The sequence below is a fragment of the Bradyrhizobium erythrophlei genome (assembly GCF_900129505.1).
Taxonomy (GTDB): Bacteria; Pseudomonadota; Alphaproteobacteria; order Rhizobiales; family Xanthobacteraceae; genus Bradyrhizobium; species Bradyrhizobium erythrophlei_D.
In genome coordinates, this window is the sequence record NZ_LT670818.1 from 2,698,111 (window position 1) to 2,712,925 (window position 14,815).

14 protein-coding genes are annotated in these 14,815 nt (G+C 63.4%); 9 read left to right on the forward strand and 5 right to left on the reverse strand.

Annotation, left to right across the window (positions count from 1 at the left end; all coding sequences use genetic code 11):
• Positions 1-43 precede the first annotated feature (43 nt).
• The gene (locus B5525_RS12545; RefSeq protein ID WP_079573277.1) at positions 44-1,993 is read right to left on the reverse strand and encodes a 4Fe-4S binding protein; all 1,950 of its coding nucleotides are present in this window, start codon (positions 1,991-1,993) and stop codon (positions 44-46) included.
• 175 nt (positions 1,994-2,168) lie between these two features.
• On the opposite strand from B5525_RS12545, the gene B5525_RS12550 reads away from it, so the two are divergent.
• The 8 genes from B5525_RS12550 to B5525_RS12580 all read left to right on the forward strand — a co-directional run bounded on the left by B5525_RS12550 (position 2,169) and on the right by B5525_RS12580 (position 7,131).
• Entirely contained in the window at positions 2,169-2,708 is a 540-nt protein-coding gene (locus B5525_RS12550) for a DUF6505 family protein (protein WP_244567880.1), read from the forward strand.
• Positions 2,705-3,721 (forward strand): DUF6352 family protein, encoded by a 1,017-nt coding sequence (locus B5525_RS12555; protein ID WP_079566289.1) that lies wholly within the window; start codon positions 2,705-2,707, stop codon positions 3,719-3,721. The genes B5525_RS12550 and B5525_RS12555 overlap by 4 nt, the downstream gene beginning before the upstream one ends.
• Positions 3,718-4,224, forward strand: a complete 507-nt coding sequence (locus B5525_RS12560) for a DUF3305 domain-containing protein (protein WP_079566290.1) — start codon at positions 3,718-3,720, stop codon at positions 4,222-4,224. The genes B5525_RS12555 and B5525_RS12560 overlap by 4 nt, the downstream gene beginning before the upstream one ends.
• 31 nt (positions 4,225-4,255) lie before the next feature.
• Positions 4,256-4,870 carry a DUF3306 domain-containing protein gene (locus B5525_RS12565; protein WP_244567881.1) on the forward strand — a complete coding sequence of 205 codons (615 nt, stop codon included), beginning with the start codon at positions 4,256-4,258 and terminating at the stop codon, positions 4,868-4,870.
• A complete protein-coding gene (locus B5525_RS12570) occupies positions 4,827-5,498 on the forward strand; it encodes a TorD/DmsD family molecular chaperone (RefSeq protein WP_079566292.1) in 672 nt (223 codons plus the stop codon). Before B5525_RS12565 ends, B5525_RS12570 begins: the two co-directional genes overlap by 44 nt.
• Before the next feature lie 76 nt (positions 5,499-5,574).
• Positions 5,575-5,700 carry a hypothetical protein gene (locus B5525_RS47175; RefSeq protein WP_276328848.1) on the forward strand — a complete coding sequence of 42 codons (126 nt, stop codon included), beginning with the start codon at positions 5,575-5,577 and terminating at the stop codon, positions 5,698-5,700.
• Between the two features lie 72 nt (positions 5,701-5,772).
• Complete coding sequence (locus B5525_RS12575) at positions 5,773-5,982, forward strand: hypothetical protein (RefSeq protein WP_079566293.1); 210 nt, start codon at positions 5,773-5,775, stop codon at positions 5,980-5,982.
• Between the two features lie 348 nt (positions 5,983-6,330).
• A complete protein-coding gene (locus B5525_RS12580; RefSeq protein WP_079566294.1) occupies positions 6,331-7,131 on the forward strand; it encodes a hypothetical protein in 801 nt (266 codons plus the stop codon).
• Positions 7,132-7,168: 37 nt separating this feature from the next.
• On the opposite strand, the gene B5525_RS12585 is transcribed toward B5525_RS12580, so the two are convergent.
• Both B5525_RS12585 and B5525_RS12590 read right to left on the reverse strand, forming a co-directional pair.
• Complete coding sequence (locus B5525_RS12585) at positions 7,169-7,921, reverse strand: thermonuclease family protein (RefSeq protein ID WP_079573279.1); 753 nt, start codon at positions 7,919-7,921, stop codon at positions 7,169-7,171.
• A 54-nt stretch (positions 7,922-7,975) separates the two neighbouring features.
• Complete coding sequence (locus B5525_RS12590; RefSeq protein ID WP_079566295.1) at positions 7,976-10,042, reverse strand: ATP-dependent helicase; 2,067 nt, start codon at positions 10,040-10,042, stop codon at positions 7,976-7,978.
• Between the two features lie 300 nt (positions 10,043-10,342).
• On the opposite strand from B5525_RS12590, the gene B5525_RS12595 reads away from it, so the two are divergent.
• Complete coding sequence (locus B5525_RS12595; RefSeq protein WP_154073180.1) at positions 10,343-12,181, forward strand: phospholipase C; 1,839 nt, start codon at positions 10,343-10,345, stop codon at positions 12,179-12,181.
• A gap of 411 nt (positions 12,182-12,592) precedes the next feature.
• Here B5525_RS12595 and B5525_RS12600 read toward each other — a convergent pair whose 3' ends face one another.
• Both B5525_RS12600 and B5525_RS12605 read right to left on the reverse strand, forming a co-directional pair.
• Positions 12,593-13,966 (reverse strand): cytochrome-c peroxidase, encoded by a 1,374-nt coding sequence (locus B5525_RS12600; protein ID WP_079566296.1) that lies wholly within the window; start codon positions 13,964-13,966, stop codon positions 12,593-12,595.
• Complete coding sequence (locus B5525_RS12605; protein WP_244567882.1) at positions 13,966-14,775, reverse strand: EfeM/EfeO family lipoprotein; 810 nt, start codon at positions 14,773-14,775, stop codon at positions 13,966-13,968. The genes B5525_RS12600 and B5525_RS12605 overlap by 1 nt, the downstream gene beginning before the upstream one ends.
• Positions 14,776-14,815: the final 40 nt, after the last annotated feature.

Genomic DNA, 14,815 nt, shown 5'->3' on the forward strand with positions numbered 1-14,815 from the left:
AGGCAGGTCAGATGTCTGGATCGTTGTGCTTCAGTGCCTCGCGCTAGCGCAGATAGACGTCCGTGGTGCGAACGGACTGGCCCTGCGCACCGTAGGGATCGAAATTTTGCTCCGCGACGAAGGCGACGCGGCAGTCCTCGCACATCTTGATAGCGTCCAGGCGCCCGGACGAACCGGTGTACATCCAGTGCTTGCCTTCCAGCTTCGCCACCACGAGCTCGATCGTGCTCTTGACGCCGAACGGCTTGCTGCAGCGGATGCAGCAGAACGGTTCCTCCTCCTTGAGGATGCGGGCGGACGCCCGCGCGGCGCGAAAATCGATCTGGGGTTTGAGCGTGATAACCTTCTCTGGACAAGTGGCCTGGCACAAGCCGCACTGCACGCAGGCATCTTCGACAAAACGCAGCATTGGCCGTTCCGGGTCGTCGCGCAGTGCACCGGTCGGACAGGCCGAAACGCAGGACAGGCACAGCGTACAGCCGTCAACGTCGATCTCCACCGCGCCGAATGGCGCTCCTTCCGGCAGTGCGACGACGTCGACGGGGGCAGGAGCGGCGCGGTGAAGTTCGCTCAACGCAAAGCGCAGAACGTCCCGCTTTCTTCCGATCGACTGGAAGCTTGCCGGACGCGGCGCCGACGGCAGTGGCGGAATGGCTTGCAACGCCGATGACAGCTGGTCCGGATCGTCGGTTTCGATGGTCGCGATTCGGCCGGCGCCAAAGCCGAGGCCGATAAGGATCGGATCGGCCAGCGCGATCGTCCGCATCAAGCCGGTTACATCGTGGCGCGGCCGCGCCCGAAGCAGAAGCCGCAAGCCGGCCGCGCCATAGGCAAAGGCGGCGGCGATGCTTTCTAGTCCCAGTTGCGTGATCTCGTTGACCGCAAACGGCAATACATTTGCCGGCAGCCCATCGCCGAACCGTGCCAGAGCGTCGATCAGTGGCGCACCGTGGGGATCATCGTGCACCAGCACGATCGCGCGTTCCCCGCCAGCTTCGCGATAGGCCATCAGCATCCTGCGCAGCTTGCGCATCAGCGCGTCTTCCGGCGGCAGGGCATAGGATGCCGCGCCGGTCGGACAGGCCGCCGCGCATTGCCCGCAACCCGCGCATATGTTGGCGTCAATCGCCACATGGTCGCCGGCGGGCGTGATTGCGCCGGTCGGGCAGAGACCGAGGCAGCGCGTGCATCCCGTGATCTGCGAACGTGAATGCGCGCACAGTCCGGCCTCGAAGGCAACATAGCGCGGCTTCTCGAACGTGCCGACGAGGTCGCGTGCCCTGAGAACCGCCCGCAGCACCGCTGCGGGATCGCCGGGATCGGCGCGCAGATAGCCATCGCGCAAATCGGCCGCCGGGAAAAGCGGCGTGCCGCCAGTCAGATCCAGAATGATATCGCAGCTCGAACGGGACTCGTTGCGCGATGGCCCGAACACCAGCGCGCCGCGCGAGGATGGCGCGGGTTGGGCGAAATCGTCGACCACAAGCTCGAATGTGCCGAGATGACCCCGGGCATTTCTGACCCTGCCCTTCGCCACCGGAAAATCGTTGACACGTGGCGGCAGGATGGAAGCAGGCGGTTCGATCAGGACGGTGACGTCGAGATGGTCCTTGAGCAGGTTGCCGGCTTCGACGGCGGCTTCGTCACGGCCGCAGATCAGGATGATGCCGCCGCTCTCGAGTTCGATGAACGGCACGGGCGGTGCGGGCTCGGCCGCCGCCGCCAGCAGCGCCGCCATTTTTGGCCCGGCCTTGGCAGCCTCGCTGGACCATCCGGCTGTCTCTCGAATATTGGCAAACTGGATCGGAGCCGTGCGGCCAGTTTCCGCTGCCGCTTGGGAAAGAACGGCTGCTTCCTGCGTACATCCGACCGTCAGCGGCGTGTCCTTTGCCGCGATCGCCAAGAACCTGTCGCGCTCGGCGTGGCAGAGCTGGGTCGCGGTCGTGGGATCGCCGCGGCAACCGCGGCGGACCGCGTCGGCATCGAGGGGGATCGTGCCGTCGCACGAGCAGATCAGGAGATGCCTGTTGGAATCAGTCATCGCTCTCACAAATTCTTGCAGACCCGGCTCCGGCTTCCGGTTGCGGACAACTGGCCGGAACTCCGCGGAAAGTATACATTGATGGTGTTGGATAGCGATGCCGGAGGTAGGCAGGAGGCTGCTGCGGATGATCCGGCTTGATGCTTCGGATTCGTTCATTTTTGAAAAAGCGGCGGAGCCCGGCGAATGGGCTGTGTCGGGTGCGTTTGCATTTGCCCATTGCGATCAGGCAGATTTACCGGGCAAGGCACGTGCCGCTTTCCGCGCCGGCTTTTTAGGACTAGAGTCGTTTGGCCGGTCGACATTGGCGCAAATTGTCGAAACGCACGAAAAAGATCGTCAGGCCGTTGTCGAACTGCTTGCGCGGCAATTGGTAAGGCGCTTCGGTGCACCGAAGTTTGACGTCGCTCGCCTGGCCGCTGAGGAGGAGATCGGTTTCGTGACGTCGCTCTGCGATCACCCACCGGGCGTGCTCGTTGCCGTGACCCGGCGCCATGAGGGCGGAGTCATCCGCGAGGAGTTCCGGACGCTGCGTCCGCGCGGTGGAGCGCCGCACGCCCGCGCCTTCGATTTTCTGGAGGTGGTCGGCGACGACGATGTGCCGGACGACGATGTGCCGGCGGAGCACCTCGATCTGGACAGACTGGAGAAGGAGGCGCGTCGTTGAGTACATCGCGTGACTTCTGGGCCTCCTGCGGTCATCATTTGCTCGATCGCGACGCTGCCGGAAAGTTGCTCGTTACCGACGAATTCCTGAAAGTCTATCTGGCGCGTCCTGAGCTGATGCCGCCGCCGGATGCCTGTGCCGCGGAGCAAGGCCTGCACGGCGCATTGTTGAGCGATCCACGGCGGTCGGTCGCAGCCTCGCAGGTTGCCGCGATCGCCGATGCCGATGCGCGCGAAAATTGGGAAATCATGATCGCGTGGCGCGATCATCTTGTGAAACACCGCACTCTCGAAGCCGCCTATCTCGAAATCATCAGGCGCGATATCAGGTTCCCCCATGTCTTGGTGGGTCACCTGGTGCAGCCGATCCTCCGCAATATACTGGAAGGCTGCGAGGACGCTTTCATGCTGCGGGCCGCCGAGATTTTTTTCCGTCCGCAGAAGCTGGTGATGCAGGAAGGTTCGATAACCGCGCTCGACGAAGAGGCGGACCCGTCGGCCGGCCATCACCACCCCCCGTCGCCGCTGTTCGCCTTGCTGGGATTGCCGGCGACCACCCATGTCGACGCGGTCACCGACGAATCGGCAGCCAGCTACTGGGAACGCAGTGATCGCTTCGACATGGCGATTGATCTCACCGCAAGCGGCCGTGGCTGGGCCGCCCTTGGCGAGGTTATCACGCGCTGGCTGGCGCATTTGCTTGCGATCGACGTCGCAATCGAACCTATGGCGAAACTGCAGGCCGCGCCATGGAGCTGGTACGTCGGATTGAGTGCGGACGCCACGCGAATCGGCGATGCGCTCTGGGGCGGCGACGCTCTCGATGATGCGACGCAGGCGCGCTTGATCGGCCTCTACCGGCTGACGTTCCGCGACCCGGCGGAGATGATCGAAAAAGTTAGAGGCGAGCCGGTCTATTTGCTGGTGGCGATGACGCCTGACGAGAAGTTGCGGTTGAAGCCGCAAAACCTGGTAACCGGCCTGCCGGTGCGGCTTGCGGAGGCAGTCCATTGAGATCGACGGCTCTTGTGCGCATTGCAGTCGGCGTCGTGATCGAGCGGCGCAAGGCCAGGAGCATGTGGGTCGACTGCTTGTGGCGGCCAGTTTCGGTGTTTGCCGGAGATCCGTCGGCTTCACCGTGGACGCGGCTCGGTGCGGAGGCGGAAACAAGCTTGTTCTATGCCGGTCAGGCCGTGATCGAATTGCACCGCACCGAGACGACAAATTACCGCGGCAATCTCGCATCGGGGGCGCCCGCGCTGTGGGTCGTGATGCACCCCAACGCGTCTCAGCCGCCCTATGAATTGCTTGCCGTCACGGCGGATCCCGCCGAGGGCGAAGCCTTCACCGATGCCGGCAACAATCTGGTTGAAGCCGTACCCATGCCATCCGACATCGCCGAAATCATCAGCCGGTTCATCCTCCAGCATCATGTCGATCGTCCCTTCGTCAAGCGCCAGCGCGCCCAGGGGACGTCTCTCAACGGCAACGCAGCAGCGAGAACGGGCCGTGACTGACCGAGACAATTTCATTCTGCGTTGGGCGCGATTGAAGCGCGAGCAGGATATGGCACGAGAGATGGAAGGGGGTGCCGCGAGCGTTGACGCGACGACCGCGCGGGCGCCGGGTGAGGCCGCCGCCGCGCCGTTCGATCTGGCGAGCCTGCCATCGATTGAGTCGATTGTTGCCGATACGAATATCGGCGCCTTTCTGCAATCCGGTGTCCCGGCCGAGTTGACCCGCGCGGCGTTGCGCCGGGCGTGGGAAAGCGATCCCGCCATTCGCGACTTCATCGGCATCGCGGAGAACCAGTGGGATTTCAACGATCCGGATGCAATCCCCGGATTCGGCCCGCTGCACCCGTCCGACAACGCGTCTGCTCTCCTCGCGCAAGTCTCGGGCTGGTCCGAGGATGTCCGCGAGGCGCTTGCGGAAGTGCCGGTGCCGGTCGAATACAACCAACCGAGCGCAATCGATTCCGGGCGGCTGACGGCCCGGCATGGCGCACAGTTGACGTCTGGCGAACCAAGCTCCGCGGATTCTGGAAATACTTCTCCATCGAGCGAGACTGGCGAAGCGGACAAGAAGACGGGGCGTGCACCCATCGTGGAGCAATCCGATGCTCCCCGACATCGTCGTCACGGCAGCGCCTTGCCACGGTAACAAGCCGCATCGAGAAAAGATGGTTGATTTGGCCTCACAGGAGACTTCCAAACGACTTGTCGATGAGATCGACCGCGCCCGCGCGCAGGAATATGCGCTGTTGGCAAGCCTGCTCTCGCGCAGCCCGGATTCCCGGCTGATTTCCGCCCTGTCCCGCCTGCAGGAAGATGCCAGTCCGATCGGAAGGGCACACATGTCGCTGGCCGAGGCGGCAGCGCGCGCCAGCGAGGAGAGCGTTGCGCGCGAGTATTTCGATCTCTTTGCCGGTCTGGGAGCAGAAGCTCTGCTGCCGTATTCGTCCCACTATCTGGCGGGCGGGCTCTACGGACGCCCGCTGGCGCAATTGCGCCTATCGCTCCAGCGCCTCGGGATCGAAAGGTCGCCGGAACGTTCGGAACCGGAGGATCATGCCGCAATTCTCTGTGAAATCATGGCAGGGCTTGCCGGCGGCGACATTGCTGCACCCGCGGGGGCTGATCGCGACTTCTTTGTGGCGCATCTTTCGCCGTGGATCAGGCGCTTCTTTGTCGATCTCGAACGGGCTCGATCGGCTGATTTTTACGCATGTGTGGGGGCATTTGGCCGGACCTTTGTGGACATTGAAAGCGAGGCCTTTGCCCACACATGATTCCGGAGGCGTTTTCTTGGGCCGGCCCGCCGTCTTCAAGGATGGGCTGGATGTTGCGAGAGGAAGGACAACAACCATGCGTGAATTCATCGCAGCTTGCTTTGTCGCCGGTGTAATCGCCTTCGGAGCCGCCGCTATTCTTGACAATTTTGTGCAGGAGCCTGCCTCGGTGGCGTTTGCGGAACCCAGCGCGCGAATCTAGCGCTCCTCGACGCGAATTGAACCTTGCCTGGGCTTCGCCGAAATATTCATGGCTGGGAAACGGAGACGTCCCATGATGCGTCCGATCATTTCTGCCGTTGCGGTTGCCGCCCTGATCGCGATTGGAATCTCCACGTTGCAGCCCCGATCGCCTTTGATCGGGTTGTCCGCCGCCGCAATGCCGCCGTTGCAGGAACTCCATGTGATGGCCGGGGTGAATAAACTTCCGGTCCAGGAAATCGACGACCAGTCGCTGGTTTTTACGGCGGTGACGAAACATTAGAAGCGACGACCCCAGTTCTGACGCGGCGAAGTGGCTTCGCGGCCTCGAGCGATGTCGATCGCGGGAATGGCGTTCGGCGACAGAAAGCCAGCCGCCCCGCGAAGGCCTGAAGTCCAATTTTAGACTAATCTATTGATTCTACGGGACCTTAATGCCGTAAGCCTGCCCCGCCCGAAGACATGGGCTTGCTGAGGGGTCTTGCGACGCCCTATTTTTGCCGCCCCCGATTCGGAAAACCGCCTGCAAGCCGAACCGACCAATCAAGCCTTTTGGCCTGAATCGCGCCGAGTGGCATTGTGGCGTGTTGATCACGGCGCGCTTGGGATGGCGTCTAGGAAAACAAGCCTCATGACCGAACCTGCCGTGGCGCCCGACACCCCCGATGTCGCGGAAACCGTCAGCTTTCTGCGCCGGTTCGCCGAGCTGATGGCCAATGGGCACAACGGGGTCTATTTGCGGCGGGCCGCCGATCTCCTGGAAACCCTGACCGTGCGGGTGGTCTCGGCCTCGGACGAAGAGGGGCTCTGGCGATACAAGTACGAGACTCTGACCCAGCATACCGAGGCACTGCAGGCCCAATGCGAGGCGCTCAAGAATGACATCGAGGGACATCTGGAAATCGCCTCTTCGCTGCTGGCCGAACGTGACACGCTCGGGGGAACACTGCAGGCGAGAGAGGCGGAACTCGCCGTGCTACGCGAGGCCTTGAACCGGGAGCGCGATGAACGCACGGCCGAATCGGCGGCGCACGAGGAAGCGCTCAACGGGCTTCGCTCGGCATTCGACCGGATCAACGCTTTGAGGAATCAAGCGATCATGCCTCAAGCCGGCGCCGAAGCCGCCGTCGCCGCAAGAGCAGGAGCTGGCGCGGAAGCCTTTGCGCTTCCGGTCCTGCCGAACGGTCAGCAGGCCGCTGGCGGGGAAACCAGCGCCGTCGTTCCGATCACGACGCTGCGTCAGGCGCGCGCGCAGTTCGAGTATCTCGCCAGGGACTTCATCCCGCTGGGCGACATCGCCTCGCAGGTGATGTGCGAACTCGGGGCCTACACCATGCACATGGCGCTGATCGGCGGCCGGCCGAGCGACCATCTGCCGGTCGGCGAGGTGGCCCGGAGCATCCTCGCGCCCGTCAGTCTAAACCGCAGCTGAAGCGCGTCACGACCGGCTGGGATCAAGCTGGCGCGTGTCATTTTCGACGCGTGCCCGCCCGGCAATTATACGCCCGGCGAAAGCCCGCGGCTTGCGCGTCGTCTTCGGAGCAGAACCAGCGATCCGGTTTCGTCAGCGGCGCATAGCTTCGGCACCCCTGCAAATGATAGATGCCGAGATTGCCGGTCACGCGCGCGCGGACCGCGAATTTCGCCTTGATGTTGCAGCCGGGCGGCGCCGCAGGTTCTTCCGGAAACAGGACCTGGCGAATTTCGCGGTCCTTGTCGCTCCGGCAGGCCGCGCCCAGCAGCGTTCCGTCCTTTTTGCCATGCCGGAATTCCTGCGGTGCGACAAAGCATCCCCGCCACAGACCCCGCCGGTCGTTCCTGGCGGCGGCTTCGTCGTCCTTGAAGGACCCCTTGGCGGAGGGCTCGAAATTCAGCGCAAAACCCTGACGCACCAGGAGCTGGTTGAGACTGCTGGTTTCGCCGTCGACGGTACAAAGGCCCGCCCGCCGCTTGGGCAAGGTCTTGTCGGCTCCGACATCCTCGCAATGGAGGCCGCGCGCGCCGATCAGTTTTGTCAATTGGTCGCGCGCCTCGACGCCGCAGGTCCAGGGATCGGCATGATCGTCGAGGCATATCTGGTCGAATTCCGGCGCGTCGACGCCATCCAGCCGGTAGGTGACCCCGGCAAGCTGCAGGGTGGCGCCGTCCTTGACGGTTGCATTCGCAGCACAGCCCGGACTCGCCGGCAAGAGCAGGGCCAGCATCGCGAACATCAGGCGCATCGGCGCCAGGAGCTCACGCAATCCGGAATTCGACATGATTGTTCATTCTCCGTCTCAGCGCCACATCCTGCGCATGCTGGCGCCGACGTCAATGCGCGGCCCCTGGCTCGCAGGCCGCGGCGCGGCCGTATTGGCCGCCGCCGCTGGCCAGGTGGCCTGTTCGAACAGCCGGAGCAGAGCAGACGGAATGAACCGTGTCCGGGCGGCGTAGACATGCCGGTCGCCCTTGGCATGCTGGCCATGGGTGAAGAAGCGCTGTGGTACCACGAGATGGAGGTCGTCCTTGGCGCGCGTCATCGCAACATAGAGCAGGCGGCGTTCTTCCTCGATTTCGGCCGACGTGCCGGCGCCGAGATCCGATGGCATGCAGCCGTCGACGACATTGAGCACATATACCGATTTCCATTCCTGGCCCTTGGCGGAATGGATCGTGGACAGGATCAGATAGTCCTCGTCGAGCAAGGCAATGCCGGCCTGGTCGCTGGTGGCGTCGGGTGGATCGAGCGTGAGTTCGGTGAGGAAACGTTCGCGCGAAGGGTATCCGCTCGCGATCTGTTCGAGCTGGATCAGATCGGCGCGGCGGCTATCGGCATCCTCATGGATCCGGTCGAGATGCGGCTCGTACCAGAGACGCGCCAGTTCGAGGTCGGCCGGCCAGGTTGAATGGCTGATGTCGGTCACCGCATCGACGAATGCGCGCCAGTCGTCGCCGGCGCGCGGCGGCGCTGGCGCATGCGCAAGGGCTGCGACCGGATCGGCGGCGCCGGCCATGTGTTCGAGCGCCCGCTGCGCGGAGGCCGGGCCCACCCCGGGGATCAGGTGCATCAGCCGGAAGCCCGCAACACGGTCGCGCGGATTTTGTGCAAACCTCAATAGCGCCAGCATGTCCTTGACATGCGCGGCATCGAGGAATTTCAGGCCGCCGAACTTGACGAAGGGGATGTTGCGCCGGGTCAGTTCGACTTCCAACGGCCCGCTGTGGCTGGAGGTGCGGAACAGCACCGCCTGCTGCTTCAGCAGTGTACCTGCTTCGCGGTTCTCCAGGATGCGCTCGACGATGCAGCGGGCCTGGTCCGCCTCGTCGCGGACGCTGACAAGCCGGGGTTTCGTACCCGAGCTGCGATCGGTCCACAGGTTCTTGGTGAAACGCTCCTTGGCGAGATCGATGACGCCGTTGGCGGCGGCGAGAATGGTCTGCGTCGAACGGTAGTTGCGATCGAGCGTGATGATATCGGCCGCAGGCGAGAATTTTCTCGGGAAGTCGAGGATGTTGCGGACGGTCGCGGCGCGGAACGAATAGATCGATTGCGCATCGTCGCCGACCACCGTAAGCCCGTTGCCATCGGGCTTGAGCGCCAGCAGGATCGAGGACTGCAGACGGTTGGTGTCCTGATATTCGTCGACCAGGACATGGTCGAAGCGGCCGCCGATGTCGGTGGCGAGCGCCGCATCGCTCATGGTCTGCGCCCAGTACAGCAGGAGATCGTCGTAATCGAGCACGTTCTGGCGCTGCTTGGCTTCGACATAGGCCGCGAACAGTTCCTTCAGTTCCGCCGCCCAGCCGGAGCACCAGGGAAACCACGCGCCCAGCACCTGCTCGATCGGAGCCTCGGCGTTGACGCAGCGCGAGTAGATCGCGAGGCAGGTGCCCTTGGTCGGGAAACGGCTTTCGGTCCTTGAAAATCCCTTTTCATGCCGGATCAGGTTCAAGAGGTCGGCGGAATCTTCGCGGTCGTGGATGGTGAAGGCGGGATCCAGACCGATCTGCCCGGCATATTCGCGCAAGAGGCGGGCGCCGATGCCGTGGAAGGTGCCGGCCCAGGCCAGCGTGTCGGTCATGATTCCGGCTTTGTCGCCGATCACCTTGCGGGCGATCCGTTCGACGCGCTTTGTCATCTCGGAGGCGGCGCGGCGGGAAAATGTCATCAACAGGATGCGCCGCGGGTCGGCGCCGTTGACCACCAGATGGGCGACGCGATGAGCCAGCGTGTTGGTCTTGCCGGACCCCGCACCGGCAATCACCAATAGCGGCGCGAACGGGCCTTGGCCGACGGCGCCGTGCTCGACGGCCCGCCGCTGCTCCGGATTGAGGCTTTCGAGGTAGGCAGCTGCCGACGGCACGGAATGGTCGTCCCTGGGGGGTGGAGGATCACATTCCGTGATTCCCGCCCTGTGCACAATGTTTCCGGCAGGGCAAACCCTGGCTCACTAACGCCCATCTTTCTCCAGTTTCGACGCCCTGTTGCTTGCGCTCCTTGCCGCCGATGCCGGTCGAATCCTGTGGATCGCGATCTATTCAACCAGTTGTCACAAAATTTTCGTTCGGCTGTGACGCAGCTCTGAAAAGTTCCGCGCGGTACCGCTTGGTAGCCATTCGCAACCTTCATGTTCAATTCAGCTCTTTATCAGGAGGCAACCCCGATGCGTTTGCCAAAAGCTCTAGGTTTGGTTTCCGCGCTGGCCCTCGCGGCCGCGTGCGGAGGCGCTCATGCCGACGATCGCGACGATCACGCGTCCACCGCGACGCCGATCAAGCATGTCGTCGTCATCTTCCAGGAAAACGTCTCGTTCGACCACTATTTCGGCACCTATCCGAGCGCCCTCAACCTGTCCGGCGAGACCAGGTTCACGGCGTCGCCACGCACGCCGAAGGTCAACAACCTCGCGAACCCGCTCGATGTGAATCATCATTTCGGGCCGCTCGCGGGCGTTGATCTTCTCCATAACAATCCGAACGCCAATCCCGCCAATCCGGCCTCTCCAGTCCCCCCGTTGAGCGGTGGCATCGCCAATAAGAACGGCGCCGGCGCATCAAACCCATTCCGGCTATCACCGTTACAAGCGCTGACGGCGGACCAGGGCCACAACGAGAGCCCCGAGGAAAGCGCCTACGATAATGGCAAGATGGATGGCTTTCCGGCCTTCGTCGGAACCGCTGGCCCGCCGCCGGCCGGCATCGGTACCAAGGCGCTGGTGATGGGATATTACGACGGCAACACCGTCACCGCGCTCTGGAATTACGCCCAGCATTTCGCCTTGAACGACAACAACTACACCACGCAGTTTGGTCCCTCGACGCCCGGCGCGATCAACCTGATCTCGGGCCAGACCAACGGCCTCGCCGCGTCGCTGAATGTGCTGAACGGCAGCACGCTGCTGCACGGCACCCATGAGGCGTTCGGGGATGCGACCCAGTCGCCCACCAACATCACCGAAATCGGCGACGGCGACCCGCTGTTGGACGTGTGCTCCAACCCGACCATCGACCAGGTCACGATGGCCGGCAAGAACATCGGCGATCTCCTCAATGAAAAGAACATCACCTGGGGATCGTTCATGGGCGGCTTCGACCTGACCGTCGTCAATCCCGACGGCACCAAAGGCTGCCTGCGGCACACCAACCCGACCGCGCCGGGCACGCCCGCGTCAACCTCGGTCGACTATATTCCGCACCACGCGTGGTTCCAGTACTACGCATCGACCCGTAATACGACCCACGCCCGGCCGAGTTCGGTTCAGGCCATCGGTCACAGCCTGATCCCGCATACCAACACGCCGGATCCGGCCAATCACCAGTATGACATCAATGACTTCTTCACGACGCTCAAGGCGGGCAACCTGCCGGCCGTGAGCTTCCTGAAGGCCGCGGCGTTCGAGGACGGGCATGCCGGATATTCGGACCCGCTCGACGAGCAGCACTTCCTGGTTCGCGTCATCAACGCCCTGCAGAATAGCCCGGAATGGTCGGAAACCGCCGTCGTCATTCTCTATGACGACTCCGACGGCTGGTACGATCATCAAATGCCGCCGATCGTGAACCCCTCGTTCAACCCGGCGGTGGACACGCTCAATGGGGCCGGCGTCTGCAGCACCAGCAATGGTTTCCAGCAGGACGAGCCGCTCTCGACCACGCCGCTCAACGGCAACGCCGGCACGCCGGCGTGGGGACGCTGCGGTTACGGAACGCGGATGCCGCTGTTGGTGGTGTCGCCGTTCGCGAAACATAACCACGTCGATCACACACTGACCGACCAGAGCTCGGTGCTTCGCTTCATCGAGGACAACTGGCTGCACGGCGAGCGGATCCAGCACGGCGGCTCGTTCGACACGATCGCCGGCCCGCTCAACAACATGTTCGACTTCGACGATCATCACGAACGCAACCCGCGCAAGGTGGTGCTCGACGAGACCACCGGCGCCGTGGTTTCGGTCACCGGCGGCGACGACGATCATCATGATCATGATCATGATCGGCACTAAAGCGTAAGAATGAGCGCAAGGCAGTAGGCGTGTTACCTTCCGGCGAGGCGGATTTCACCTCGCCGGAAGACCGGTCATTACCCGGTTCGGTCAGCCAGCGCGGTCAGCGCGCCGCCAATGTTCGGCCTTCTTGTCGCCGATGCCGAGGATTCCCGCCGCTGCGTCAATGCGCTCGGTGCGAAGCGGCGATGCCATCGATTTCTGGAACCATGCAGCACGACACAGGCTGGTAGGCTGTGGCTGCCGTAACTTGCGACCGCCGCGGCCCGGAGCGCGCCCAGCAAGTTCGGCTCGCCGGCGTCGGTCGCTGCGTCGGGCGCGTGCGCCGGAACGAGGCCGGCCAAGCGCGTCGGGCTGATCCCACGGATACGCCGCACCGTTGCGCCGGCATGGCGCTTTTGCGAGATCTGGCTATTGGCCCGCGCGCCGCGCGAGCATCGTCTGACGCAGCGCGGCGTAGTGCGCGTCGTGCACCGTCCTCGTGAACAGCGACCACTGCTCCGCGTTGTTCATGAGCGTTGGTACCGCAACAACCATCCGCTCGCGATAAGCTTCGTAGTCCGTTGCGGCATCGGCCAGGCGCCCGGCCCCGACGGCGATGTCGATCCGCCGCAACGTCAGCACCTGCTCCTTGAGCGCCTGGCGCGCCAGTGCGCGTACATTTTCGCCGCCGGAGACGCTGGTGTCCTTGCGATCCGGATAGAATTCGGTAAGTTCACGCAATTCGTTGCCGATGGTATCGACCGCGAGCGCGACCACATCCTTGTCGTTTGCAGTAATCGCCGCGCCGAGCACCAGCGCGAAGTCGTTGACCTCCTTCAGGGTCGATGGCGTGTCTTCATACTGGTAGGGCTGCATGCCGTTGCCGATCGCGTTGAGATAGTCGACGAGGTCCTGCCGGTTCTGGTCGGAATAGCCAAGGCCGAAAACGCGATCGAAATGCGCGACTACCTGCTCGTAGGTGTCGTAGCGTCCGTCGTGGAAATACGGCGCGTTGTAGTCGGCATTCATCAACGTCGGGGTCTTGAACAGGCCGCCCGAGCCGACGTCATGCTGGCGGTGATCAACGAAGGCGCCGGAAGGCACGTGACAGGTCGCGCAGCTCATGTTCGGATCGTTCGGAAACGGCTTCACGAACAGCGCTTCGCCCCGACGTTCGCTCTCCATCGCCACGGGCGTCAGCCGTCCGGCCGGACCAAGATTGGGATTTGGCAGAAAATCGATGTCGTTGATATAGGCAACGATGGCTTCGACGGTCGCCGAGGACGGCTCCGGACCGGCGAACTCATTGACGATGACGTTGCGAACGAAGTCGCGCAGCGAAGCCGTGCGGCCATCGATTCCGTAGGGCGCGAGGAGGCGAGCCCCGCGAAGTGAGGGGATTCGCACCGGATCGAGCACCTGGTTGTCGGCCTTCGGATTGAACAGCGGGCCGGTGGTGTCGAAGTTGCCCGGCCGCGTCGACATTTTGGGAATGTAGAGTTTGGGGTTGCCGGCTCCGTTGACGTGGCAGGTGCTGCAGCGGAGGCCCGCCTGCCGTGCCACGCCGCCGAGAATCGAGGGGGAGCTGAAAAGAAGATCGCCGAGATTGATCAAATAGGATTTTCGTCCGTGGAGCGTCTCGGAGTGGAAGACCTCGCGTGGAGTGTTCAGCGCGTCCTCGTTCAGTTCCGTGCCGGCTGGCAGCACGGTCTGGTCGCCATTGACAGGAAATGCGGCGACCCTTCCGACCACTGCGGCGATCAGGAACGTGACCACGACAATCCCGAGACTGCTGACCCTCATTATTTCTGCACTTGTTCGAGTGTCGATTTCCGCAGGCCGAGCCTGCTAGCCGCGTCCTGCAACGCCACGACGAGTTCCTCGGACGCGCGCCGCAGTTTCGGCGTGTCGACCCGTCGCAGGTCTCCTACGGAGACCAGCAGCTTGAGCTCGTCGATCTTGCCGTCGATGGCACCGGCAAACTCGCGATCGATCGCATTCAAACTGGCGGCGAAAAGCGTCCGATGCACGAATTCAATGCCGGCGATGTTGTTGCGCATGTCCTCCAGCGAGGTGCCGCTGATGCGGGATTCGCCGCCGTCGGATTTGCTTTCGCCGACCTCGTAGGCCAGCCGCACGGCGCCGTCCATCAAACCCTGCGATGTCAGGGGTATGCTGCGCAACCGGTTATGGAGATCGCTGAGATGCTTGACCAGCGCATCGGCTTCGCGCGCGTCATCAGTTGTTCCGGCGCCGAACAGGTTTGCTTCGATCGCGTGAAAGCCGGTCGTGGCGTTCGGCCACGCATCGATCTCTGAGTCGAGTTCGGGCACGAAGCCTGCGGTGAAGACTTCCGAACGCTCCCACCCGGCGCGGGCGGCAAGCCACGCCCGCCTCGCTCCGGCGAGATCGTGCGCAGCGATCTTGCTCTGCAGATCGCGCGCGCCGGCCAGGGCCTGATCGATTCCCTCGGTCAGATACGGTCGATAGCGCTCGACGACGTCATCGGGCGCGGCCGCCTCGGCGCGATGAGAGCCCAACGTCAGAACCAGCACGAGCATGCCGATCGCGGAGCTCATGGTTCGCGCGAGGCCGACACCAATATCTGTCATGAGGCGGCAGCTCAGATTCGTTCTTCAGGGCGCTACAGTA

What these genes read in the sequence shown, in the direction of transcription:
- B5525_RS12550 (WP_244567880.1), top strand. Translation starts at nt 2,169, where the DNA reads ATGATCCGGCTTGATGCTTCGGATTCGTTCATTTTTGAAAAAGCGGCG.
- B5525_RS12570 (WP_079566292.1), top strand. Translation starts at nt 4,827, where the DNA reads ATGCTCCCCGACATCGTCGTCACGGCAGCGCCTTGCCACGGTAACAAG.
- B5525_RS47175 (WP_276328848.1), top strand. Translation starts at nt 5,575, where the DNA reads ATGCGTGAATTCATCGCAGCTTGCTTTGTCGCCGGTGTAATCGCCTTC.
- B5525_RS12575 (WP_079566293.1), top strand. Translation starts at nt 5,773, where the DNA reads ATGATGCGTCCGATCATTTCTGCCGTTGCGGTTGCCGCCCTGATCGCG.
- B5525_RS12580 (WP_079566294.1), top strand. Translation starts at nt 6,331, where the DNA reads ATGACCGAACCTGCCGTGGCGCCCGACACCCCCGATGTCGCGGAAACC.
- B5525_RS12585 (WP_079573279.1), bottom strand. Translation starts at nt 7,921, where the DNA reads ATGCGCCTGATGTTCGCGATGCTGGCCCTGCTCTTGCCGGCGAGTCCG.
- B5525_RS12595 (WP_154073180.1), top strand. Translation starts at nt 10,343, where the DNA reads ATGCGTTTGCCAAAAGCTCTAGGTTTGGTTTCCGCGCTGGCCCTCGCG.
- B5525_RS12600 (WP_079566296.1), bottom strand. Translation starts at nt 13,966, where the DNA reads ATGAGGGTCAGCAGTCTCGGGATTGTCGTGGTCACGTTCCTGATCGCC.
- B5525_RS12605 (WP_244567882.1), bottom strand. Translation starts at nt 14,775, where the DNA reads ATGACAGATATTGGTGTCGGCCTCGCGCGAACCATGAGCTCCGCGATC.